The sequence below is a fragment of the Kitasatospora sp. NBC_00070 genome (assembly GCF_045041205.1).
Taxonomy (GTDB): Bacteria; Actinomycetota; Actinomycetes; order Streptomycetales; family Streptomycetaceae; genus Kitasatospora.
Genome location: NZ_CP108247.1, coordinates 1460128 through 1481044 on the forward strand (window position 1 = coordinate 1460128; position 20917 = coordinate 1481044).

The 20917-nt window shown below is 72.8% G+C and carries 19 protein-coding genes; 8 read left to right on the forward strand and 11 right to left on the reverse strand.

All coding sequences use genetic code 11. The features are described from left to right. Positions 1 to 21 precede the first annotated feature (21 nt). The 4 genes from OHV05_RS06925 (at position 22) to OHV05_RS06940 (ending at position 3747) form a co-directional block, all read left to right on the forward strand. Entirely contained in the window at positions 22 to 1146 is a 1125-nt protein-coding gene (locus OHV05_RS06925) for an aliphatic sulfonate ABC transporter substrate-binding protein (RefSeq protein ID WP_405016858.1), read from the forward strand. Positions 1147 to 1276: 130 nt separating this feature from the next. Continuing rightward, positions 1277 to 2080: an ABC transporter ATP-binding protein gene (locus OHV05_RS06930; RefSeq protein WP_405016859.1), complete on the forward strand. Its 804-nt coding sequence runs from the start codon at positions 1277 to 1279 to the stop codon at positions 2078 to 2080. Continuing rightward, positions 2067 to 2975: an ABC transporter permease gene (locus OHV05_RS06935; RefSeq protein ID WP_405016860.1), complete on the forward strand. Its 909-nt coding sequence runs from the start codon at positions 2067 to 2069 to the stop codon at positions 2973 to 2975. Before OHV05_RS06930 ends, OHV05_RS06935 begins: the two co-directional genes overlap by 14 nt. 10 nt (positions 2976 to 2985) lie before the next feature. Further along, on the forward strand, positions 2986 to 3747 hold the full coding sequence (locus OHV05_RS06940) for a sirohydrochlorin chelatase (protein ID WP_405021403.1): 762 nt from the start codon (positions 2986 to 2988) through the stop codon (positions 3745 to 3747). A 9-nt stretch (positions 3748 to 3756) separates the two neighbouring features. Here the strand turns inward: OHV05_RS06940 and OHV05_RS06945 are convergent, their stop codons facing one another. Further along, positions 3757 to 4128, reverse strand: coding sequence for a hypothetical protein (locus OHV05_RS06945; protein WP_405016861.1), 372 nt, complete (start codon positions 4126 to 4128; stop codon positions 3757 to 3759). Between the two features lie 3 nt (positions 4129 to 4131). Continuing rightward, positions 4132 to 5121 carry a hypothetical protein gene (locus OHV05_RS06950; RefSeq protein WP_405016862.1) on the reverse strand — a complete coding sequence of 330 codons (990 nt, stop codon included), beginning with the start codon at positions 5119 to 5121 and terminating at the stop codon, positions 4132 to 4134. A gap of 149 nt (positions 5122 to 5270) precedes the next feature. On the opposite strand from OHV05_RS06950, the gene OHV05_RS06955 reads away from it, so the two are divergent. Then, positions 5271 to 6095, forward strand: a complete 825-nt coding sequence (locus OHV05_RS06955) for a helix-turn-helix transcriptional regulator (RefSeq protein ID WP_405016863.1) — start codon at positions 5271 to 5273, stop codon at positions 6093 to 6095. Here OHV05_RS06955 and OHV05_RS06960 read toward each other — a convergent pair. The 6 genes from OHV05_RS06960 to OHV05_RS06985 all read right to left on the reverse strand — a co-directional run bounded on the left by OHV05_RS06960 (position 6085) and on the right by OHV05_RS06985 (position 12598). After that, positions 6085 to 6681 (reverse strand): hypothetical protein, encoded by a 597-nt coding sequence (locus OHV05_RS06960; protein WP_405016864.1) that lies wholly within the window; start codon positions 6679 to 6681, stop codon positions 6085 to 6087. The genes OHV05_RS06955 and OHV05_RS06960 overlap by 11 nt on opposite strands. Before the next feature lie 12 nt (positions 6682 to 6693). Beyond that, on the reverse strand, positions 6694 to 7566 hold the full coding sequence (locus OHV05_RS06965) for a WXG100 family type VII secretion target (RefSeq protein ID WP_405016865.1): 873 nt from the start codon (positions 7564 to 7566) through the stop codon (positions 6694 to 6696). Beyond that, a complete protein-coding gene (locus tag OHV05_RS06970) occupies positions 7563 to 7889 on the reverse strand; it encodes a hypothetical protein (protein WP_405016866.1) in 327 nt (108 codons plus the stop codon). Before OHV05_RS06970 ends, OHV05_RS06965 begins: the two co-directional genes overlap by 4 nt. A gap of 185 nt (positions 7890 to 8074) precedes the next feature. Next, on the reverse strand, positions 8075 to 9748 hold the full coding sequence (locus tag OHV05_RS06975; RefSeq protein WP_405016867.1) for a DEAD/DEAH box helicase: 1674 nt from the start codon (positions 9746 to 9748) through the stop codon (positions 8075 to 8077). Positions 9749 to 9930: 182 nt separating this feature from the next. Continuing rightward, positions 9931 to 10137, reverse strand: a complete 207-nt coding sequence (locus tag OHV05_RS06980) for a cold-shock protein (RefSeq protein WP_403045523.1) — start codon at positions 10135 to 10137, stop codon at positions 9931 to 9933. A 301-nt stretch (positions 10138 to 10438) separates the two neighbouring features. Further along, positions 10439 to 12598: an MMPL family transporter gene (locus OHV05_RS06985; RefSeq protein WP_405016868.1), complete on the reverse strand. Its 2160-nt coding sequence runs from the start codon at positions 12596 to 12598 to the stop codon at positions 10439 to 10441. A 328-nt stretch (positions 12599 to 12926) separates the two neighbouring features. On the opposite strand from OHV05_RS06985, the gene OHV05_RS06990 reads away from it, so the two are divergent. Then, positions 12927 to 13811 carry a phosphotransferase gene (locus tag OHV05_RS06990; protein ID WP_405016869.1) on the forward strand — a complete coding sequence of 295 codons (885 nt, stop codon included), beginning with the start codon at positions 12927 to 12929 and terminating at the stop codon, positions 13809 to 13811. 105 nt (positions 13812 to 13916) lie between these two features. After that, a complete protein-coding gene (locus OHV05_RS06995; protein ID WP_405016870.1) occupies positions 13917 to 14828 on the forward strand; it encodes a polysaccharide deacetylase family protein in 912 nt (303 codons plus the stop codon). 27 nt (positions 14829 to 14855) lie between these two features. On the opposite strand, the gene OHV05_RS07000 is transcribed toward OHV05_RS06995, so the two are convergent. The 3 genes from OHV05_RS07000 to OHV05_RS07010 form a co-directional block, all read right to left on the reverse strand. Further along, on the reverse strand, positions 14856 to 15557 hold the full coding sequence (locus OHV05_RS07000; RefSeq protein WP_405016871.1) for an exonuclease domain-containing protein: 702 nt from the start codon (positions 15555 to 15557) through the stop codon (positions 14856 to 14858). Positions 15558 to 15661: 104 nt separating this feature from the next. Next, positions 15662 to 16894 (reverse strand): Dyp-type peroxidase, encoded by a 1233-nt coding sequence (locus OHV05_RS07005; RefSeq protein ID WP_405016872.1) that lies wholly within the window; start codon positions 16892 to 16894, stop codon positions 15662 to 15664. 181 nt (positions 16895 to 17075) lie between these two features. Continuing rightward, a complete protein-coding gene (locus OHV05_RS07010) occupies positions 17076 to 18323 on the reverse strand; it encodes an SAV2148 family HEPN domain-containing protein (protein WP_403046339.1) in 1248 nt (415 codons plus the stop codon). Positions 18324 to 18714: 391 nt separating this feature from the next. Between OHV05_RS07010 and glgX the strand changes: the two genes are divergently transcribed. Beyond that, a complete protein-coding gene (gene glgX, locus OHV05_RS07015) occupies positions 18715 to 20832 on the forward strand; it encodes a glycogen debranching protein GlgX (protein WP_405016873.1) in 2118 nt (705 codons plus the stop codon). Positions 20833 to 20917: the final 85 nt, after the last annotated feature.

Here is a 20917-nt window from a genome sequence, read left to right on the forward strand (position 1 = left end):
TGCACGAAGAGGACGACTTCCATGACTTCGCACCAGTTCCTCCCGGGTCGCACCAGACGGACCGCCGTCGCCGCGGTGGCCACCGTCACCGCCCTCGGCCTGCTGACCGCCTGCGGCTACGGCTCCGACAGCAAGGACAAGGCGGCCGCTCCGGCCGCCGCCTCCTCCGGCGCGGCCAAGCTCTCCACCGACACGGTGAAGATCGGCTACTTCGCCAACCTGACCCACGGCACCCCGCTGGTCGGCCTCAAGGAGGGCCTGTTCCAGAAGGAGCTGGGCAGCACCCAGATCAAGACCCAGATATTCAACGCCGGACCGGCCGAGATCGAGGCGCTGAACGCGGGCTCGATCGACATCGGCTGGATCGGCCCCTCCCCCGCGATCAACGGCTTCACCAAGTCCAACGGCGAGGCCCTGAAGATCATCAGCGGCTCCGCCTCGGGCGGCGTCCGCCTGGTCGTCAACCCCGACAAGATCAAGTCGGTGGACGACCTCAAGGGCAAGAAGATCGCCACCCCGCAGATCGGCAACACCCAGGACGTGGCGCTGCTCAGCTTCCTGGCGGGCAAGGGCTGGAAGGTCGACCCCAACTCCGGCGCCGGTGACGTCTCGGTGGTCCGCTCGGACAACAAGGTCACCCCGGACGCCTACAAGTCGGGCTCCATCGACGGCGCCTGGGTGCCGGAGCCGACCGCCTCCAAGCTGGTCACGCTGGGCGCCAAGGAGCTGCTGAACGAGAAGTCGCTCTGGCCGGACAAGAAGTTCGTGATCACCAACATCATCGTCTCGCAGAAGTTCCTCAAGGAGCACCCGGACGTGGTGGAGGCCGTGCTGCGCGGCTCGGTGAACACCAACGCCTTCATCAAGGCGAACCCGGCGAAGGCCAAGGAGTCCGCCAACGCCGCGATCAAGGAGGCCGCGGGCAACGCCCTCGAGGCGGCCGTCCTCGACCCGGCCTGGGCCGACATCGACTTCATCGACGACCCGCTGGCCGCCACCCTCCAGACCGAGGCGGACAACGCGGTGACCGCCGGCCTGCTCAAGAAGCCGACCCTCACCGGGATCTACGACCTGACCCTGCTCAACAAGGTGCTCAAGGAGAAGAGCCAGGCCGCCGTGGCGGACGCCGGGCTCGGCACCAAGTAGCGGTTCTCCCAAGCTCCGTGGTCCGTGCCCCCGCCCAGCCCAGTCGATGCCCGTCGCCGGGCCGGGCGGGGCCGGACCCCGGCTCCCGAACTTCCCCTTCCGCCAGACCAGTCACCCAGGAGGTGCCCGGATGACCACGGCACTGACCACCTCGGAGAGCGCCCCGAGCGCCGGGGTCCTCGACGGCGCCCCCGCCGTCCGGATCTCGCACGTCCACAAGTCCTTCGGCCGCCCCGGCGCCGCCACCCACGTGCTCGACGACATCACCCTCGATGTCGCGCCCGGCGAGTTCGTCACCCTGCTGGGTGCCTCCGGCTGCGGGAAGTCGACCCTGCTCAACCTGGTCGCCGGTCTCGACAAGCCCTCCGCCGGCAGCATCGAACTCCCCGGCCACCGGCCCGCGTTGATGTTCCAGGAGCACGCGCTCTTCCCCTGGCTGACGGCCGGCAAGAACATCGAGCTGGCGCTGCGGCTCGGCGGCACCCCGAAGGCCGAACGGCGCGCCGAGGCGGAGCGCCTGCTGGAGCTGGTCCGGCTCACCGGCTCGCACACCAAGCGGGTCCACGAACTCTCCGGCGGCATGCGCCAGCGCGTCGCGCTGGCCCGGGCGCTCGCCCAGGGCAGCGACGTGCTGCTGATGGACGAGCCGTTCGCCGCCCTGGACGCCATCACCCGCGACGTGCTGCACGACGAGCTCACCCGGATCTGGGCCGAACGCAAGCTCACCGTCCTGTTCGTCACCCACAACGTCCGCGAGGCCGTCCGCCTCGCCCAGCGGGTCGTCCTGCTCTCCTCGCGCCCCGGCCGGGTCGCCAAGGAGTGGCGGATCGACCTGCCGCAGCCCCGCCGGATCGAGTCCGCCGGTGTGGCCGACCTGTCCATCGAGATCACTGACGAACTCCGTGGGGAGATCCGCCGCCATGGCCAGCACTGACACCGCCCCCGTCCCGGAGAAGACCGTCCTGGACAAGAACGGCGCGGCCGACGTCGGCGCCGGCCTGGACGCCCTGGACGCCGTGGTCACCCAGCGGACCCCGCTGCTCACCGTCCTCCGGGAGAAGGCCCTCCCCCCGCTGGTCGCGGTCGCGCTGGTGCTCGGGGTCTGGCAGCTCGCCTTCAACCTGGAGCTGACCGACGAGTACAAGCTGCCCAGCCCCGGCATGGTCTGGGCCTCGCTCAGCGACCTGTGGGCCCAGGGCACCCTGTTCAGCATCATCTGGACCAGCCTCTGGCGCGGCCTGTCCGGCTTCGCCGCCGCCGTGGTGATCGGCACCCCGATCGGCCTGCTGGTCGCCCAGGTCAAGTCGGTCCGCGCCGCCATCGGCCCGATCCTCTCCGGCCTCCAGTCGCTGCCTTCGGTGGCCTGGGTCCCCGCCGCGGTGATCTGGCTCGGCGTCAACCCCTCGACCATGTACGCCGTCATCCTGCTGGGCGCGGTGCCCTCGGTCGCCAACGGCCTGGTGGCCGGCATCGACCAGGTCCCGCCGCTGCTGCTGCGGGCCGGCCGGACCATGGGCGCCACCGGCCTCTCCCGGGCCCGGCACGTGCTGCTGCCCGGCGCACTCCCGGGCTACCTGGCCGGGCTCAAGCAGGGCTGGGCCTTCTCCTGGCGCTCGCTGATGGCCGCCGAACTGATCGCCGCCTCCCCCGACCTCGGCGTCGGCCTCGGCCGGTTCCTGGAGAACCAGCGCGAGTTCAACGACATGTCCGGCGTGCTGCTCGGCATCATCCTGATCCTGATCGTCGGCGTCGCCATCGACCTGCTGTTCTTCAGCCCGCTGGAGCGCCTCGTGCTGCGCAACCGCGGCCTGCTGGTCAGCAACCGATAGGACCGTGACCATGCGCCTCGGCCGGCTGCCCGCACCCGCCCGCACCACGGGTGCGGGCAGTCCCGCCCTACTGCTGATCGCCCACGGCAGCCGCGACCCCCGGCACGCCGCGACCGTGGACGAGCTGGTCCGGCTGATCGGCTCGACCCGCCCCGGGCTCCGGGTCGGCGCCGCCTATCTGGAGCACTCGGCTCCCCGGCTGGCCCAGGTGGCCGACCGGTTCCGGACCGCCGTCGCCGTCCCGCTGCTGCTCAACCGGGCCTTCCACGCCCGTACCGACATCCCGGCCGCGCTCACCGAGGCGGGCCTGGACCTGCCGCTTGCCGACGTGCTCGGACCCTCGCCACTGCTGCTGGCCGCCCTGGACCGCCGGCTCGCCGAGGCCGGTTTCGACCCGGCCGAGGCGCACCGCACCGGCCTGGTGCTGGCCGCCGCCGGGTCCTCCGACCGGGCCGCCAACGCCGCCACCCGCGCGGTGGCCGCCGAGTACCGCCGTACCCGCGGCTTCGCCGCCGTCGAGGTCGCACACGCCTCCGCCGCACCCCCCCGGTCGGCCGACGCGGTCGCCGCGCTGCGGGCCCGGGGGCTGCGTCGACTCGCGGTCGCCCCCTACCTGTTGGCACCGGGCCTGCTGCCGGACCGGATCACCGCCGCTGCCCGGGGTGCCGGGATCGAGCTGATCGCACCGGTGCTCGGCGCCGCTCCGGAGATCGCCGACCTGCTGCTCCAGCGCTACGACCGGGCCCGCGCCTCGGCCGCCGTGGCGGCCTGAGACACACCGTCAGAGCCGGGCCCAGCGCAGCGCGTCCGCCGACGCGCCGGCCGCCAGCAGGTCCGCCTCGGCCCGGCGCCGGCCGACCGCGCCGGCCAGCACGGCGACCAGCCAGCGCGGCGAGTTGGCGTCCCGGTCGGCCACCACCGCCCCCAGCACGGCCGGGTAGTGCGCGAGCACCGACCGCCGGTCGTCCTCCAGCGCGCGGAGCACCAACTGCCGCTTGTGGCCGATCCGGTGGAACTGCGGGTAAAGCGGCTGACCCGCCGCGAGCGCCTCGACCCGCCGGTCGGCCGGCTCGTCCAGGACCAGGCCGAGCAGCGCGAGCAGTTCGTCCAGCCGGGCCTCCTGCGCATCGAGGTCTGCCGCGTCGAGTTCCATGGTTCACACCCTACGCAGCGTGAACCGGTCGTCCGGCACCCCCTGGAACAGCAGGTCCATCCGGCCGGACAGCTCGTACACCGAGCCGCCGGGCCCGGCCACCAGCGCGGTCGGTACCGGGTCGGCCGCCGCCCGCACCGTCAGCACCGCGGTGCGCCAGCCGTCGGGCGAGCGCAGGTCCACCAGGCTGTCCGCGCCGGAGCCGCCCAGCGTGTTGGTGACCCCGCGCAGCGTACCCCTGCCGGTGGACAGCAGGCCGTCCAGACCGATCGGGCGCGGGCCCGCCACCGAGACCTGGCGCAGCTCCGTCGGGCGGTCCAGCGCCAGCCGCCACAGCGTGCCGTCGTCGTACTTGCCGATCAGCAGGGTGCTGCCGATCCGGACGATCCCGTTCAGCCCGAACACACCCGCCGGAGCGGCCAGTCGGTCGTCCCGCACCAGCACCGAGGCCCGGCCGTCCGGCCGCACCCGGTAGACCAACGGGGAGAACGAGTCGGTCACGTACACCTCGCCGTCCGGACCCAGCGCCAGGTCGTTGGCGAAATGCCGCCCACCGTCCGCCGCCACCGCGGCCAGATCGGTGTAGAACAGCCGTCGCCCGGTCTCCAGGTCGTACCCGCCGATGCCCGCGACCACCTTCGCCGGGTCGTGCCGCAGGCCCACCCCCGGAGCGGCATTGGCCACCAGCACCCGGCCCCTGGCCCGGTCCAGCTGGATGCCGATCACCGAGACCAGGTGCTCCGGGTCGTCCACCAGGGTGCGCACCGAGCCGTCCGGCCGGACGGCCGAGACGGTCCCGTGCCGCAGCGAGCCGACCAGGAAACGGTGGTGGTCGGCGTCCCAGACCGCGTCCTCGGGGTGCAGAGTGTCCGCGTGCCCGGCCACCACCACCGGGGGCCGGTACGGGTGGGCGGCGGCCGGCAGCGCACCGGCTCCCAGCAGCGCGGCGGCAGCGGCGGTGACGGCGGCGGCGCGGATCGGGCGGATCGTCATATCGGGTTCTCCTCCGGGTGGAACGTCCTTCGGTGGACGTGCTCCAGCCTCCCGTCCGGTGCCGGGGTCCGGCAGTGCGTGGTGATACTGGTAGTCGGACCACCAGGATCACGGCAGGTCGGGCCCGTCCGGCCCGGGGGAGAAGGAAGATGACCACCACCGAGCTGCAGCGCAAGGCGCTGTCCAGCTTCCTGCGCACCCGCCGGGCCCGGCTGACGCCCGAACAGGTCGGGCTGGCCCCCGGCGTACGCCGCCGTACCCCCGGACTGCGCCGGGAGGAGCTGGCGCTGCTGGCCGGGGTCGGGGTCACCTGGTACACCTGGCTGGAGCAGGGGCGTCGGATCAACCCCTCCCCCGAGGTGCTCGGCAGCCTGGCCCGTACCCTGCGGCTGGACCGGGCCGAGACCGCCTATCTGTTCCACCTGGTGGGCGGTGCCGACCCGGCCGCTCCGCCGGTCGAGCCACCTGCCGAAGTCCCGTACCCGCTAAGGCGTCTGATGGAGGCCCAGAGCCCGGCCCCGGCCTTCCTGCTGGACCCGGACTGGGACGTGCTGGCCTGGAACGCCTCGGCCGACGCCCTGTTCGGCTTCTCCGGCTGCGCCGCCGAGGACCGCAACATCGCCTGGCAGGTGTTCGCCAACGAGGCCAACCGTCGGCGCACCGTCGACTGGGAGCGGCACGCCCGGCGCACCCTGGCCCAGCTGCGCACCACTTACGGCGAGCGCCGGACCCCCCGGCTGACCGCGCTGATCGCCCGGCTGCGGACCGAACATCCGGACGCCGCACGCTGGTTGGACGAGCACCAGGTGCAGGAGCGGGCCGGCAGCGCCAAGGACATCGCGCACGAGACAGCCGGCCTGCTGCGGATCGACCAGCTGGTGCTGCGGGCCGAGGAGGACCTCCAGTTGGTGGTCTTCCTGCCGCGGGACCAGGAGACCTCCGACCGGCTCGGCCGGCTGCCGGTCAGCCGCTGAACGCGGTCACCAGCAGATCGGCGTTGGCCGGGTTGGCGGTGTTGACCCCGACCCAGGAGCCGTCCCGGAAGACCAGGTCGACCCGGCCGCGCCGGCGGGTACCCTTCGCGTTGCGGCGGAACTCCGCCAGCTCGGTCCTGGCGGCCGACCACTGCACCACGTGCTTGCTCGAGAACAGCTGCCAGATCGGGGCCTGGTCGACCACCATCAGCACCCGACGGTCCGTCAGCGCGAGCAGACCGCTCGCGGTGCCGGAGTCGTCGTACAGCCGGATCACCAGCCGCCCGGCCGCGCTCTGCCAGCCGCCGGACAGCCCCTCGCCGTGCAGCGCTCCGTTCAGCGCGCCGGTCACCCGGTCCTCGACCCCTTCGGCCGCCGTCGAGAGCGGGTTGACCACCGCGCCCACCCTGGCCAGGAAGCCGATCGGGCCCGCCGGCCGCCCGGCCGCCGCAGTCGGCCGACGGGGTGCCCGCAGCTCGTGCGGAGGCTGCGGTACGCCCGGGAGGAGGCTGACGGCCGCTCCTTCGAGCAGCCGCTCGCCCTCGTCCAGGAACGGCTCGACGGCCATCCGCACCGATTCGAACACGGGCCCCTCCGGTCAGCCGAACGCCTGGTCGAAGCGCTGCCTGCGCTCCTCCGGGGTCAACTCTACGGTCGGGGGCAGCCCTTGGGGGTGGATCTTCTGGTCCACCTCGTCCGCGGCGTACTTCAGGCCCTCCTGCACGGCGGTCTGCGCGGTCTGGCCGATCGGGTCACCGGTGAGGCCGATACCGTGCAGGCCCGCCTTGATCGTCTTCTTGGCGACCTTCTGCACCACGAACGCCTGGGCCAGCTCCGGGTCCTTGAAGGTCGAGGGCTTGAGGATGCTCGCCTTCTTCGCCTTCATCAGGACCTCGAGCCGCTTCAGCGCGGTGGCCAGCCGGGCGACCAGACCGGCGATCCGGGCACTCGCGATCCCGGCCTCGCCGGCGGCCACCGCCGCCTCGGCGGCCATCGAGATCCCCGCCGTCAGCACGCTCATCGCCAGCGAGGCGGCCAGGCTGATCAGCAGCATCTCGATCAGCTCGCGGATGACCGTCTCGACCAGCTCCTGCGCCACCCGGCACTGCTCGGCGGCCTCCTCCAGCTCGAAGGCGGTCTGCTCCATCGCGTCCGCCTCCTCCTCCAGGGTCTTCTCGAACTCCTCGAGTTCGGCCTGGAGCCGGTCGGACGCCTCGCCCTGCCAGTCGTGCTGCAGCGCGGCCCGGTCCCGCCGCTGGTCGGCGATCACCTCGCGGACCTGCCCCGCCCGGTCCTTCCAGACCTCGGCGGCGGCCAGCAGACCCTCCGGGTCGCCGGTGACGCACTCCAGCCACTCGGCCATCGGCTCCACCAGCGGGCGCAGGATCTCGTCGATCACCGAGCTCGCCGGGCTGAGCCAATTGCTGACCTTCTCATAGGCGTTGGCCGCCTGCGAAGCCGGGCCGGTCATCCGCCCAGCCCCTGCGTCATGGCCTGCATGCCACCGGTCAGGCCCTGCTCCACGCCCTCGTAGTTCCGGGCCACGCCCTCGACGTGCTCGGCCAGCCTGGCCATCGACTCCGCGGCGGTACCGAGGTTGGACACCCCGACCTCGGCCCGCCCCTGGTACTCGGCGTACAGCTCGTCCGACTCCGGCAGCTTCCCGAACGAGCCCTGGGAGAGCTGGTGCGCCCCCAACTGCCCACGGATCTCCCGCAGTCGGTCCGCCCGTTGCTCGGCGGTGGCGGCGAACCGCCGGATCGCCTCCGGACTTACCCGGTACTCACCCGACATCGCAGGCTTCCTTCCCCCGTGGCCCGTGGCCGGTCGACCTGACGACGGCCGGGAAGAAGCTAGCACACGCCCCAACTCGCCTGGCAGGGCTTCTCGCTGGCCGAACGCGGCCCGGAGACGCCGCAGGGGCGACCGGCTGTTCGCCGGTCGCCCCTGGGCGGGAACCCTGATCGGGTCGGGTCTGATCAGTCGGACTTGCGGCGCTGCCGGCCGGTGCCGTAGTTGGAACCGCTCTTGGTGCCCGAACCCGGCTTGCTGGCGGCCGACTTGCCGATGAACCCGGCAGCCGTCCGGCCGTTGCCCGCACCGGCCCGGCCGGAGCCGCCACCGGTGGCGGCTCCCGCGCCCATCCGCTGCTTGGCGCGCGGGCGGCGGGCGTTGCCGTTCATGTCCACGTCGGCGGGCAGCCCGGAACGCTTGGGGGCGGCGCGGCGGCGCGGCTGGGCCGGGGCCGGCTCCGTGCCGGGGGCGGCCACCGGGACCAACGTGACCGCGACACCGGTGGGCGTCCGGGCGCCGGTGATCCGGGCCAGCTCGGCGTCGCCGGGGCGGACCTTGGTGGTGGTCGGCCGGATACCGGCGGTGGTCATCAGCCGGGTGACCTCGCGGCGCTGCTCGGGCAGCACCAGCGTCACCACGGTGCCGGACTCGCCGGCCCGGGCGGTCCGGCCGCCACGGTGCAGGTAGTCCTTGTGGTCGATCGGCGGGTCCACGTTCACGACCAGGTCGAGACCGTCGATGTGGATGCCACGGGCCGCCACGTTGGTGGCGATCAGCGCGGAGATCTGGCCGTCCCGGAACTGGTCCAGCACCCGGTTGCGCTGCGGCTGGGACTTGCCGCCGTGCAGCGCCGCCGCCTTGACCCCGGCCGCCAGCAGCTGCTTGGCCAGCCGGTCGGCGCCGTGCTTGGTGTGCACGAACATGATCATCCGGCCCTCGCGGGAGGCGATGTGCGCGGTGACCGAGATCTTGTCCGCCACGTCCAGCTGGAGCACGTGGTGGTCCATCGTGGTGACCGCGCCGGCCGACGGGTCGACCGAGTGGGTCACCGGGTCGGTCAGGAAGCGGCGCACCAGGCGGTCCACGTTCCGGTCCAGGGTGGCCGAGAAGAGCATGGTCTGGCCGCCCTCGGCGACCTGCTCCAGCAGCTTGGTGACCTGGGGCAGGAAGCCCATGTCGGCCATCTGGTCGGCCTCGTCCAGCACGGTGATCTGCACGTCGTCCAGCCGGACGTCCTGACGGTTGATCAGGTCGTCCAGCCGGCCGGGGGTGGCGACCAGGACCTCGGCGCCGCGGCGGACCGCGTTCGCCTGCCGGGTGATCGACATGCCGCCGACCACGGTGGTGATCCGCAGGTTGACCGCGGTGGCGTACGGGGTGAGCGCGTCGGTGACCTGCTGGGCCAGCTCGCGGGTCGGCACCAGCACCAGGGCCAGCGGACGGCGGGCGTCGGCGCGCTTCCCGGCGGTGCGGGCCAGCATCGCCAGGCCGAAGGCGAGGGTCTTGCCGGAGCCGGTGCGGCCACGGCCGAGCACGTCACGGCCGGCCAGCGCGTCCGGCAGGGTGGCGGACTGGATCGGGAAGGGCTCGGTGACGCCCTCCTTGCCGAGGGCGGAGAGCAGGCCCTTGGGCATCTCCAGCTCGGCGAAGGTGGCGGCCGGCGGCTTGGCCGGGGTGCCCTCGACGACGGCGAAGTCGGCGGGCGGCTGCGGCTGGGCGGCGGCACGCTGCGGGCGGCGGTTGCCACCGCCGGTGCGGGCGAGGCCGCCGCTGCTGGTACCGGTGCGCTGCTGCTGCGGGCGGCCGGTGGACTGCTGCGGGCTGCGACGGTTGCGCGGCGGGCGGGCAGGCGTGGTCATGTGTTCTCCGTCCTGGGCGGCCGATGGCCACGGGGTACGTGGCGAAGGACCAGAAAGTGGCACCCCCGGCGTGGAGCTGGGGGAGTTCGGCCGTCAGGAGTCGTGTGCCGCCCCGGCCGTTCGGCGGCATGAGCGAGGGCCCGCACCGTGCGGTGCGGGCCCTCGCTACGCGTTGTTCAGGTTCAGCCGACGAGGCGGATGTTCTCGGCCTGCGGGCCCTTCTGGCCCTGCGTGACGTCGAACTCCACGTGCTGGCCCTCAACGAGCTCACGGAAGCCATTGGCCTGAATGTTGGAGTAGTGGGCGAACACGTCCGGGCCGCCACCCTCCTGCTCGATGAAGCCGAAGCCCTTTTCGCTGTTGAACCACTTCACGGTGCCGGTAGCCATAACCGTCTCCTTCTACTGGGGCAAGGGAACCCACACTTCGTAGGCCCCAAGTAGCCGCGATCCCCATCCGGAGGTTGAAACACCGGACAAAACAAATGCGCCTGTTGGTTGGTACCAGCAGGCGCACACGTACGTTCATGGGAACCAAAACTGCAACTGCTCCGACTGTAGCACGACGGCACCCGAGATGATCGGAGAATTTCCCCCGATCGGCCCACCGACACACGCCGTTCACGGAGCCCGCTCACCTGCGCCGGAGCGGTGGGCGGCATGATCGCCGCCCACCGCTCCGGACACCGGGTCAGTGCCGTCCGGCCGGCTCCGGCTGCTTGCCCGGCGAGGGCTGCGGGTCGTGCCCGGGCAGCGCCGCGTGGCCGGGCCACCAGGCGGCCTTGCCGAGCAGCGCGGTCAGCGCCGGGGTGAAGAACAGCGCCATCACGAAGGCCGACACGATGATGCCGAAGGCCACCGAGAAGCCGATCTCGCTGAAGAAGATGTTGCCCGCGAGCAGCATCGTGCCGAAGGTGCCGGCCAGGATGAAGCCGGCCGCCGCGACGGTCGGACCGCCGTGCTTGACCGCCAGCGCCGCGGCCTCCCGCGGGCTGTGGCCCTCGGCCGCCTCCTCGCGGAGCCGGGCGATCATCAGGATGTTGTAGTCGGTGCCGATCGCCACCACGAACAGGTAGATCAGCATCGGCAGCATGAACATCAGGCCGCTCTCGCCCTGGACGTGCTGGAACATCAGGCTGGTGGCGCCGATGGTGGCGGTGAAGCCGAGGCCGACGGCCACCATCAGGTACCAGGGCGCGACCGCGCTGCGCAGCAGCAGGCCCAGGATCAGCATGATCAGCACGGCCGCGATCGGGAAGACCAGCGAGTAGTCGCGGGCCATCGCGGAGTTGATGTCCTTGTAGACGGAGGTCAGACCGCCGACGTACGCCTCGGTGCCGGCCGGGGCGGAGGCGTGGGCCACCTCGCGCAGACCGGTGACGGTGTCGATCGCCTTGTTGGTGGCCGGGCCGTCCTTGAGCATGACGGTGAAGTCGGCGGTGCCGCCGTCCTGGCTCAGGTTGGGCTTCGGGAAGGCCTGGGCCACCCCGTCGACCTTGCCGAGCGCGGCGGCGTAGCCCTCGAACGAGGCCGGGTCGAGCTTGGCCCCGTCCTTGCCGGTCAGGTAGACGTGGCTCGGGTCGGCGGCGCCGGCCGAGAACGCCGTCATCAGGGTGTCCTGGACGACCATCGACTCCTTGGTCTTCGGCATCGAGCCGGCCGCCAGGTCGAAGGTGCCCTTGTAGCCGAACGCCGCCGCCGAGAAGGCCAGCAGCAGACCGCCGGAGACCAGCGCGACCATCAGCGGACGACGCTTGACGGTCTCGCCGAAGACGGCGAAGCGGGCGTTCTTCGGCTCGCGCTGCCACGCCTTCGAAGGCCAGAACAGCACCTTCTCCGGGATCAGCGACAGGATCGCCGGCACCAGGGTGACCGAGGCGATCGCGGTGACGCCGACCGCGATGGCCAGCGAGGGGCCCATCGCCTTGAACATGCCGAGGCTGGAGAGCAGCAGCACGCTGAACGCCACGATCACGGCGCCGGCGGCGGAGGTGATCGCCTCACCGACCCGGCCGACCGCGTTGGCCACCGCGTCCTTCCGGCTGTCCCCGGCCCGCAACCGCTCGCGGTAACGGAACATCAGGAACAGGAAGTAGTCGGTGCCGACCCCGAACAACACGATGATCAGGATCGCCGAGACCGAGTTGTCGGCCTTCAGGCCGAACGCCTTGACCGCGTACCCGATCAGGCCGTTGGCCACCATCGAGTAGACGAAGACCGAGATGACCGGCAGCAGCGCGATGATCGGACTGCGGAAGATGATGCCGAGCGTGAGCATGATGATCACGATCGTGCCGATCCCGATCAGCGCGTTGGCCAGCTCGGACGAGTCCTTCTGGTCCAGGTTCTGCGCGGCCTGGCCACCCAGCTGGACCTTGAGGGCGCTGCCCTCGGCCAGCTGCTTGGCGTCCTCACGCAGCTCCTTGGCGGAGTCGGCGGCCTCGGGCTTGTAGGCGGCGTCCTTCTCCATGCCGACCATCGAGAGGGCGTACTTGCCGTCCTTCGAGGTGCTCTGCGGGGTCACCGGGGTGACCTGCTCGACGAACTTGATCTTCTTGGCGGTCAGGCCGTCGACGACCTTGGTCATCGCCGCCTTGTCCGCCTCGCCGAGCGGGGCGCCGTCGGTGCGCTCGAAGAGCACCATGGCCGACGGGGTGAAGTTGGCGGGGAACGCCTGCTGCTGCACGACCGAGGCCCGGATGGACTCGTAGTGCCGCGGCAGGAAGTCGCTCGCGTCGCTCTGGGCGGTCAGCTTGGGCGCGGTCGCGACGATGGCGACTGCGGCGACGATCCAGGCGAGGATCACCCACCAGGCGCGCTTGACGACGAATTGTCCGATCCGGTGGAACATGCTCGCTGTGCCTCCTGGGCATGGTTCACCGCAGCCCTTGGGGGACGGGACACTGGGCGACGGCTGTGAGCGGCCGGGCCCTGAGGTCCCTAGCCGGTCGGCAGGTAAGTAAGTGTGAGCATCGTACGTGAGCCGCCCCGCGACCGGGCAGGCGGGCTCCGGTCGGTGCACCCCCCGGACCGTCGAGCGGCCCCTCCCCCCATCCTGACCCGGCCCGGACCCTGCTCACCTCCTGCTCCAGACGGAGACGCCTCCCCCTCAGGGTGGAGTGCCGCCGCCCGGGAGGAGGAGACCGGGCCGACGGGCCCGACTGCGCGATGATGCTCGGATGAGCACTTTCGACGCCGCCACCGCCCGCGCCCTGCTGACCCGCGCCTGCGCGGCCGCCGGACTCCCGGAGCCGACGGCGGCCGAGCTGCTGGCGTTCGGCGAGAACGCCGCCTTCGACCTCGGCGACCCGGCGGTGGTGGCCAAGGTCGGCCGGGGACCCGCCGTGGCCGAGCGGGCCGGCCGGGAGCTGGCCGTCTCCGGCTGGCTCGCCGGGCAGGGCATCCCGGTGGTCCGCCCGTACCTGCCGGAGCCGGTGCTGCCGGACGGACACCCCGTCACCTTCTGGCACCGGCTGGCCCCCGCCGTCCGCCCGGCCCGGCCCGTCGACCTGGCCCCGCTGCTGCGGGCACTGCACGCGCTGCCGGCCCCGCCGTTCCCGCTCGCCCCGCGCGAGCTGCTCGCCCCGGTGGACCGCTGGCTGGCGAGCGCGGACGGTCACGTGGACCCGGCGGACGTCGCGTTCCTGCGCGCCCGCCGGGCCGAGTACCGGGACGCGATCGCCGAACTGGTACCGGAGTCGCCCCCCGGGGTGATCCACGGCGACGCCCTGCCCCGGAACGTCCAGGTCGGCCCGGACGGCCCCGTCCTGCTCGACCTGGAGACCGTCTCCGGTGACCTGCGCGAGCACGACCTGGTGGTGCTCGCGCTCAGCCACGACCGGTACGGCGTCCCCGCCGAGGACTACCTGGCCTTCACCGAGGCGTACGGCCGGGACGTCCGGGACTGGCCGGGCTTCGCGGTGCTGCGCGGGGCCAGGGAGACCGCCAGCGCCTCCTGGGTCGCCCAGCAGGCCCCCGGGAACCCGGCCGCACTGGCCGAGTTCACCCGCCGGGTCGCCTCGCTCCGGGACGGGGCCACGGCGGTGCGCTGGTACCCGTTCTGACCGGGCCGGTTCGTACGCATCTTCGGAACCGGCCCGTACGCTCCTGACGTCAGATCGGGCAGGCGCCCTGCCCGGGCGGCCGGTACGACGTCAGGAGTCGTCGCCATGCGGACCAGCTTCGCCCAGCAGACCCGGTACGGCCTCACCGCACTGCTCGCCGCCGCACTACTGGCCTCCTGCACCAACTCGCCCAAGGCCGAACCGAGTTCGTCCGGGTCGGGCAGCGCCACCGGCTCCCCCTCGGCGACTCCGACCGCGACGCCGACCCCGCCACCGTCGCTGCCGCCGCTGCCCGCCACCAGCCCGTCGGCGAGCAGCGAACCGCCCCGCCCGGCGCCGCCGACCAGCAGGCCCAGCCCGTCCAAGCCCGCGCCGCCCGCCCCGGCCACCCCCAAACCGCCCGCGCCGCCCGGGACTTCGGCCTCGGTGGTGCGCGGCACCGCCTCCGGTGGACGGACCGTGGCGCTCACCTTCGACGACGGCCCCGGCCCGGCGACCGGCCAGGTGCTCGACCTGCTCGCCCGGTACGGCGTCCGGGCCACCTTCTGCCTGACCGGCCGGAACGCCACCGCCTACCCCGCCCTCGTCCAGCGGATCAGGGCCGAGGGGCACCGGCTCTGCGACCACAGCGTGAGCCACCCCCAGCCGTTCGCCGCGCTCTCGTACCAGCGACAGGAGTACGAGATCGTCGCCGCCGAGGAGATGATCCTCAAGGCCGGCGGCGCGGGCACCAGGATCCCGTGGTTCCGGGCCCCGGGCGGCGGCTTCACCGCCGACAACCAGCGGATCGCCGCGGCCAACGGCCTGCGCCCGCTCGGCTGGTCGGTCGACCCGCGCGACTGGAGCCGCCCGGGCGCCGCCGCCATCGTCGGCACCGTCCAGCGCGAGCTGCGCCCGGGTGGGGTGGTGCTGCTGCACGACGCGGGCGGCGACCGCTCGCAGACCGTCGCCGCCCTACGGCAGTTGCTGCCCTGGCTGACCGCCCAGGGGTACGGCTTCGACTTCCCGGCGGTCTGACCGGGAGGCCGAGCACGGCACGACCGGCTAGCGCAGCGGCCAGCTGCCGTCGACCTCGGCGGCCGGGTCCTTCTCCCGGCGCAGCCAGGACTGCAGGTCCTCGGCCCAGCTCCGGTACCAGTCGATCTGACGGGCGTGCAGCTGCTCCGGCGTCAGGCCGCCGACCTCGGCCGGGTAGCGCTCGCCGAGGGCGACCGCGACCCGGACGGCGGCCAGCGCGTCGCTGCCCGCCTCGTGCGCGTCGGTCAGCTCCACGCCGTACACGGCGCAGACGTGCTGCAGGGTGCGCGAGCCGCGCCGGTACTTGTCCACCGCGCGGTCGATCACCAGCGCGTCGACCACCGGGGCGACGCTGCCGCCGAGCCGGGCGGCCAGCGAGCGCAGGCCGTACCTGGCGAGCTCGGCGTCCAGCAGGGAGAGGTCGAACGGCGCGTTGAAGGCCACCACCGGACGGCCCGCCAGCAGCCGCTCACACAGCGCGTCGGCTATCTCCTCCACCGCCAGCGCGGCCGGGCGCCCGTCCCGGCGGGCCTGCTCGTCGCTGATCCCGTGGATCGCCGTCGCCTCGGCGGGCACCGGCACGCCGGGGTCGAGCAGCCAGTTCAGCACCCGCTCGGGCCGGGGCCCGAAGGTGTCCACCAGTGCCGCGGTGACGATCCGGGAGCTCGCCGGGTCGGTGCCCGTGGTCTCCAGGTCGAAGCCGACCAGAGGCTCCTTCCACCAACTCATCCGAGATGTCCTTCCGTCGGTCCGTCGCGAGGTGCCCATCATCGCGCGCACCAGTGACAGCAGGAACCGCCGGGTCCCGGCGAGCAGCCTCCGGAGGGGCCGGCTCACCCGGCCAGCATTCCCCGGCCGAGCCAGTCGTTCTCGTCCCTGACCCCGGGCAGCGCGAAGAAGTAGCCGCCGCCGGTGCAGACCAGGAAGTCGGCCAGCGGCTCGCCCTCCAGCCGCCGTTGCACCGCCTCGAACTGCCGCACCAGGTCCTGCTGGTAGCAGCAGAACGCCAGCCCGGTGTCCAGTCGGCCGTCCGCGGTCAGGCCCCGGTCGTAGGTGTAGCCCCGGCGCAGCACCCGGGAATCGTCGGTCCCGGGGGTGCGCGGGTTGGCCAGCCGGATGTGCGCGTCGAGCGGGATGACCGCCCCGGTCGGGTCCTTGGTGTAGTCCGGCTGGTCGTTCTCGGTGGTCCCGTCCAGCGGGGCGCCGGTGTCGCGGCGGCGGCCGATCACCCGCTCCTGCCGGTCCAGCGGGACCTCCTCCCAGGCTTCGCAGAGCACCCGGATGGTGCGCAGCACCTGGTAGCTGCCGCCCACCGCCCAGGCCGGTTCGGCGCTGCCCGGCTGCACCCAGACCAGCCGGTCCAGCTCCCGGGCCGAGTCCGGGTCGGGGTTGGCGATGCCGTCCTTGAAGCCCAGCACGTTGCGCTGGGCGCCGTCCGGGCGGCCGGGGTTGAGCTGGCCGTCGGTGCGCCAGAGCGGTTGCATCCTGCCCCGGGTCCACCGGCCGAGGTCCCGCAGCGCGTGGACGACCACGTCCCTGCTGTCCGCGCAGAGCTGGAGCGAGAGGTCGCCGTGCAGGTCACCGGCGCGCAGCCGGTCGCCGCGGAAGGTCCGCATCCGGCCGAGCCTGGCCGGTTGCACCGCCGCCAGGCCGTAGCGGCGGTCGAACAGCGTGGCGCCGACCGCGACCGTCACGGTGAGGTTGTCGGCGGGGAGCACCGGGCCGAGCGTGCCGCTGTCACCGGGCGGGGCGCCCGGGGCGTCCGGCGGCGGGGTGCCGCCCGCGGTGAGGAAACGGATCCGGGCCGTCAGCTCGCGCAGCAGCTTCTCCAGCCCGGCCCGGTCGGGCACCGCGACCGCGAAGGAGACGAAGCTCGCGTAGCCCTGGGCGGGGGTGACGATGCCGGCCTGGTGCGGGCCGTGGAACGGGATCACCGCACGCGCCGGGCCGGTCCCGGCGGCGGCGGGTGTCGCCCCGGCCCGCAGGGCGAGGGCGCCGGTGGCGAGGGCGGTGGCCTTGACGAAGCCGCGGCGGCCGAATCCGGCCGGGCAGGTCTGATCGGTCATCAGGCGGACTCCCTGGGGCTCGGGGGCTGGGTGTCGTCCATCGCGCCGGCGGGCCGCGGGGCCCCGCCGGCGACCACCGCCATCCTGGCACCGGGCAGGGCCACCGAGCGGTCCGGCGAGGCCCGCTGACACTCGGTCAGCCGTCCCCCGTTCCGGTACGGCGGCCGGCCGGCCGGCCGGCTCAGGACACCGCCCGGGAGTCCGCCCAGACCCCCTCGAACTCCTCGCGGTAGACCTCCAGCAGCCCGGGCTCCTGCCCGCCCGGCTCCTGCCCGGCGCCACCGCGCAGCACCAGCGCGGGGGACTCGATCCCCCGGGACCGCCGCAGGTACGGCTGCACCACGCCCAGGTCGCCCGAGCGGCGTCGGCCCGGCGGCCGGGCGCCCTCCACCAGGTAGGCGGTGAACCGGGGCATCTCGTCGAACACCCGGATCTCGAAGCCGCCCTGGTCGCGCAGCCGGGCCCGGACCCGGCGGACGTGCATGATGTTCATCTCGATCGAACGGGCCAGCTCGCCCCGCCCGAGCCCGAGCTCGCGCTCCCGGCGGCGGACCGCGCTGCTGGCCGGGTTCAGGAACAGCAGCCGGACCCGGCAGCCGTCGGCGGCCAGCCGGACCAGTCGCTTGCCGGTGTAGTTCTGGCAGAGCATGCCGAGCCCGATGCCGAGCGCGTCCAGCCGCCTGGCGCCCTCCAGCAGGTCCTCCACCGGCAGCTCGCGCTGCAGCCTGACCCGGTCGGCGTGCACCGAGACCACGTCCGCGAACCGGCCGCCGACCAGGTCCTCGACCACGTCGGCGGGCACCCCGCCGGAGCCGCCGTCCAGCAGGGCGAGCAGCCGGGCGGCGGCCCGCTCGGTCTGCGCCAGCACGGTGCCGGACAGGCTGCGGTTGCGGGAGACCACGTGCCGGGCGACCTCCAGCTCGTCCAGCGCGAGCTCGATCTCCCGACGGTCGATCAGATAGGGCTCGAAGCACGGCCAGTGCTGCACCATCAGCTCGCGCAGCTGCGGCAGGGTGAGGAAGACCAGCGGGTCGTCGTCGGCCGGGTCGAGCAGGTAGCCCTTGCGGCGGCTGACCTCGCGGACCGCACCGGCCCGGTGCACCCACTCCTCGCCCGCCGGGCCGGCCGCGGCGGTCACCCAGTCCTCGCCGTGCGCGGGCGCGTAGACCGGCCGGAGCACCTCGTCCACCAGGGCGCGCAGCCGCTGTTCCACCAGGTTGAGCCAGACGTACGCCCGGCCGGCCAGCCGGACCCGGTGGTCGGCCAGCCCCCACTGGTCCGCCGACCAGGCCAGCGGCGCGGGCTCGACCGGCCCGCCCTGGGCCGGGACGGTGGCACGCTTCGGCGGCCGCCCGCGCATCACCACCGTCGGCGCCTCGCTCCGCCCGGAGCCCTCCGGGCCGTCCCGGCCGTCGGCGGGGACCACCATGCGCTACCTCACCTCTCGGCCCACCCCCGGCGGACCGGCGAGATGACGGACCGTCCGCTGACCCTGTCTCAACCATGGCGGCAGGGGCGTGCACAGCCCGATGTCCGCACGGTGTCCGGAGCGCGTGCCGGACGATCAAGGGTACTGCCGGGTCGGCGGGGGCGCAGCCCCTTGTCCGCACAACCATCCGTTCGGAGAAGGTGGATTAGCCACTGGGCGGACACTCGTTCGGGCGAAGTCGCGGCCAATTGCTCGCCCTGGCCCCACCCGGTTGGGGAGGATCCCGGTATGCCGTGCATCACGGTAGGCATGGTCGTACATGGTCCGGCAGCCAGCCGGGCAGATCCTGTACAACGCCAATTCCGGTTGGCACCAGGGAAGTTGAGGCGATATGCAGGTCTGGCCAGGGCAGCCGTACCCCCTCGGCGCCACCTACGACGGGGCCGGCACCAACTTTGCGGTGTTCTCCGAGAGCGCCGATCGGATCGAGCTCTGCCTGCTCGGCGAGGACGACTCCGAGACCTCGGTCGAGCTCCGGGAGACGGACGCCTTCGTCCGACATGCCTTCCTACCCGGCATCCAACCCGGGCAGCGGTACGGATTCCGGGTGCACGGCCCGCACAACCCCGGCCTCGGCCAGCGGCACAACAGCGCCAAGCTGCTGCTGGATCCGTACGCCAAGGCGATGAGCGGCCACATCGACTGGGACGAGTCGGTGTACGGCTACCACTTCGGTGCGCCCGAGCGGCGCAACGACCTGGACTCGGCCCCGCACACCATGCACTCCGTGGTGATCAACCCGTACTTCGACTGGGGCAACGACCGCCCGCCGCGCACCGACTACCACCGCACGGTGCTCTACGAGGCCCACGTGAAGGGCCTGACCCAGCTGCACCCCGGCATCCCGGACGAGATCCGGGGCACCTACGCGGGCATCGGCCACCCGGCCGTGATCGAGCACCTGGCCAAGCTCGGGGTGACCGCGATCGAGCTGATGCCGGTGCACCAGTTCGTCCGGGACCACCGGCTGCGCGACCTCGGGCTGTCCAACTACTGGGGCTACAACACCATCGGCTTCTTCGCCCCGCACTCGTCCTACTCCTCCGGCGGGGACCGCGGGCAGCAGGTGCAGGAGTTCAAGTCGATGGTCAAGGCGCTGCACGCGGCCGGCATCGAGGTGATCCTCGACGTGGTCTACAACCACACCGCGGAGGGCAACCACCTCGGTCCGACGCTCTCCTTCCGGGGCCTGGACAACGCCTCCTACTACCGCCTGGCCAAGGACCAGCGGTTCTACGAGGACACCACGGGCACCGGCAACAGCCTGCTGATGCGCAGTCCGCACGTACTCCAGATGATCATGGATTCGCTGCGCTACTGGGTCACCGAGATGCACGTGGACGGCTTCCGGTTCGACCTGGCCGCCACCCTGGCCCGCCAGTTCCACGAGGTGGACCGGCTCTCCTCGTTCTTCGACCTCTGCCAGCAGGACCCGGTGGTCTCCCAGGCCAAGCTGATCGCCGAGCCGTGGGACTTGGGCGAGGGCGGGTACCAGGTCGGCAACTTCCCCCCGCTCTGGACGGAGTGGAACGGCATGTACCGGGACACCGTCCGCGACCTCTGGCGCGGCGAGGCCGCCACGCTGGCCGAGTTCGGCTCCCGGCTGACCGGCTCCTCCGACCTCTACCAGGACGACGGCCGCCGCCCGATCGCCTCGATCAACTTCGTCACCTGCCACGACGGCTTCACCCTGCGCGACCTGGTCTCCTTCAACGAGAAGCACAACGAGGCCAACGCCGAGGACAGCCGGGACGGCGAGTCCTTCAACCGCTCGTGGAACTGCGGGGCCGAGGGCGACACCGACGACCCCGCCGTGCTGGAGCTGAGAGCCCGTCAGCAGCGGAACTTCATCGCCACCCTGCTGCTCTCCCAGGGCGTGCCGATGCTCTCGCACGGCGACGAGCTGGGCCGCACCCAGCACGGCAACAACAACGCGTACTGCCAGGACAACGAGCTCTCCTGGGTGCACTGGCCGGAGAGCGGCACCCCCGAGTCCGAGCTGCTGGAGTTCACCCAGGGCATGATCTGGCTCCGCCGGGACCACCCCGTCTTCCGCCGCCGCCGGTTCTTCCACGGCCGCCCGGTCTCCGGCACCCACGACGACCTGACCGACATCAACTGGTTCACCCCGGCCGGCGGGGAGATGACCGACCGGGACTGGTCCACCAGCTACGCCAAGTCGCTCACCGTCTTCCTGAACGGCAACGCGATCTCCGAGCCCGACCGGCGCGGCGGCAAGATCGTCGACGACTCCTTCCTGCTGCTCTTCAACGCGCACTCCGAGCCGCTGGAGTTCACCGTCCCGGCCGACCACGGCCAGGAGTGGCAGACCGTGGTGGACACCACCCTGCCGGTGCTGCCCTCCCCGGGCACCGGCACCCGGGTGAAGGCGGGTGACACGCTCTGGCTCACCGACCGCTCGCTGATGGTGCTTCAGCGCCCGGCCTGACCACGCCCCCGGCCACGCCCCTGCGCACGCCCCCGACCGCTCCCCCGCCTACCCCGCACCACCCCTGACCAGCCAGTCCCTAGAG

Bases quoted from the DNA above. Each gene is read 5' to 3' on its own strand.
- OHV05_RS06975 (WP_405016867.1), bottom strand. From the start codon at position 9,748: ATGACCACGCCTGCCCGCCCGCCGCGCAACCGTCGCAGCCCGCAGCAG.
- OHV05_RS06935 (WP_405016860.1), top strand. From the start codon at position 2,067: ATGGCCAGCACTGACACCGCCCCCGTCCCGGAGAAGACCGTCCTGGAC.
- OHV05_RS07005 (WP_405016872.1), bottom strand. From the start codon at position 16,894: ATGACCGATCAGACCTGCCCGGCCGGATTCGGCCGCCGCGGCTTCGTC.
- OHV05_RS06980 (WP_403045523.1), bottom strand. From the start codon at position 10,137: ATGGCTACCGGCACCGTGAAGTGGTTCAACAGCGAAAAGGGCTTCGGC.
- OHV05_RS06945 (WP_405016861.1), bottom strand. From the start codon at position 4,128: ATGGAACTCGACGCGGCAGACCTCGATGCGCAGGAGGCCCGGCTGGAC.
- OHV05_RS07010 (WP_403046339.1), bottom strand. From the start codon at position 18,323: ATGGTGGTCCCCGCCGACGGCCGGGACGGCCCGGAGGGCTCCGGGCGG.
- OHV05_RS06955 (WP_405016863.1), top strand. From the start codon at position 5,271: ATGACCACCACCGAGCTGCAGCGCAAGGCGCTGTCCAGCTTCCTGCGC.
- OHV05_RS06930 (WP_405016859.1), top strand. From the start codon at position 1,277: ATGACCACGGCACTGACCACCTCGGAGAGCGCCCCGAGCGCCGGGGTC.
- OHV05_RS06985 (WP_405016868.1), bottom strand. From the start codon at position 12,598: ATGTTCCACCGGATCGGACAATTCGTCGTCAAGCGCGCCTGGTGGGTG.
- OHV05_RS06990 (WP_405016869.1), top strand. From the start codon at position 12,927: ATGAGCACTTTCGACGCCGCCACCGCCCGCGCCCTGCTGACCCGCGCC.
- glgX (WP_405016873.1), top strand. From the start codon at position 18,715: ATGCAGGTCTGGCCAGGGCAGCCGTACCCCCTCGGCGCCACCTACGAC.
- OHV05_RS07000 (WP_405016871.1), bottom strand. From the start codon at position 15,557: ATGAGTTGGTGGAAGGAGCCTCTGGTCGGCTTCGACCTGGAGACCACG.
- OHV05_RS06940 (WP_405021403.1), top strand. From the start codon at position 2,986: ATGCGCCTCGGCCGGCTGCCCGCACCCGCCCGCACCACGGGTGCGGGC.
- OHV05_RS06925 (WP_405016858.1), top strand. From the start codon at position 22: ATGACTTCGCACCAGTTCCTCCCGGGTCGCACCAGACGGACCGCCGTC.
- OHV05_RS06950 (WP_405016862.1), bottom strand. From the start codon at position 5,121: ATGACGATCCGCCCGATCCGCGCCGCCGCCGTCACCGCCGCTGCCGCC.
- OHV05_RS06970 (WP_405016866.1), bottom strand. From the start codon at position 7,889: ATGTCGGGTGAGTACCGGGTAAGTCCGGAGGCGATCCGGCGGTTCGCC.
- OHV05_RS06995 (WP_405016870.1), top strand. From the start codon at position 13,917: ATGCGGACCAGCTTCGCCCAGCAGACCCGGTACGGCCTCACCGCACTG.
- OHV05_RS06965 (WP_405016865.1), bottom strand. From the start codon at position 7,566: ATGACCGGCCCGGCTTCGCAGGCGGCCAACGCCTATGAGAAGGTCAGC.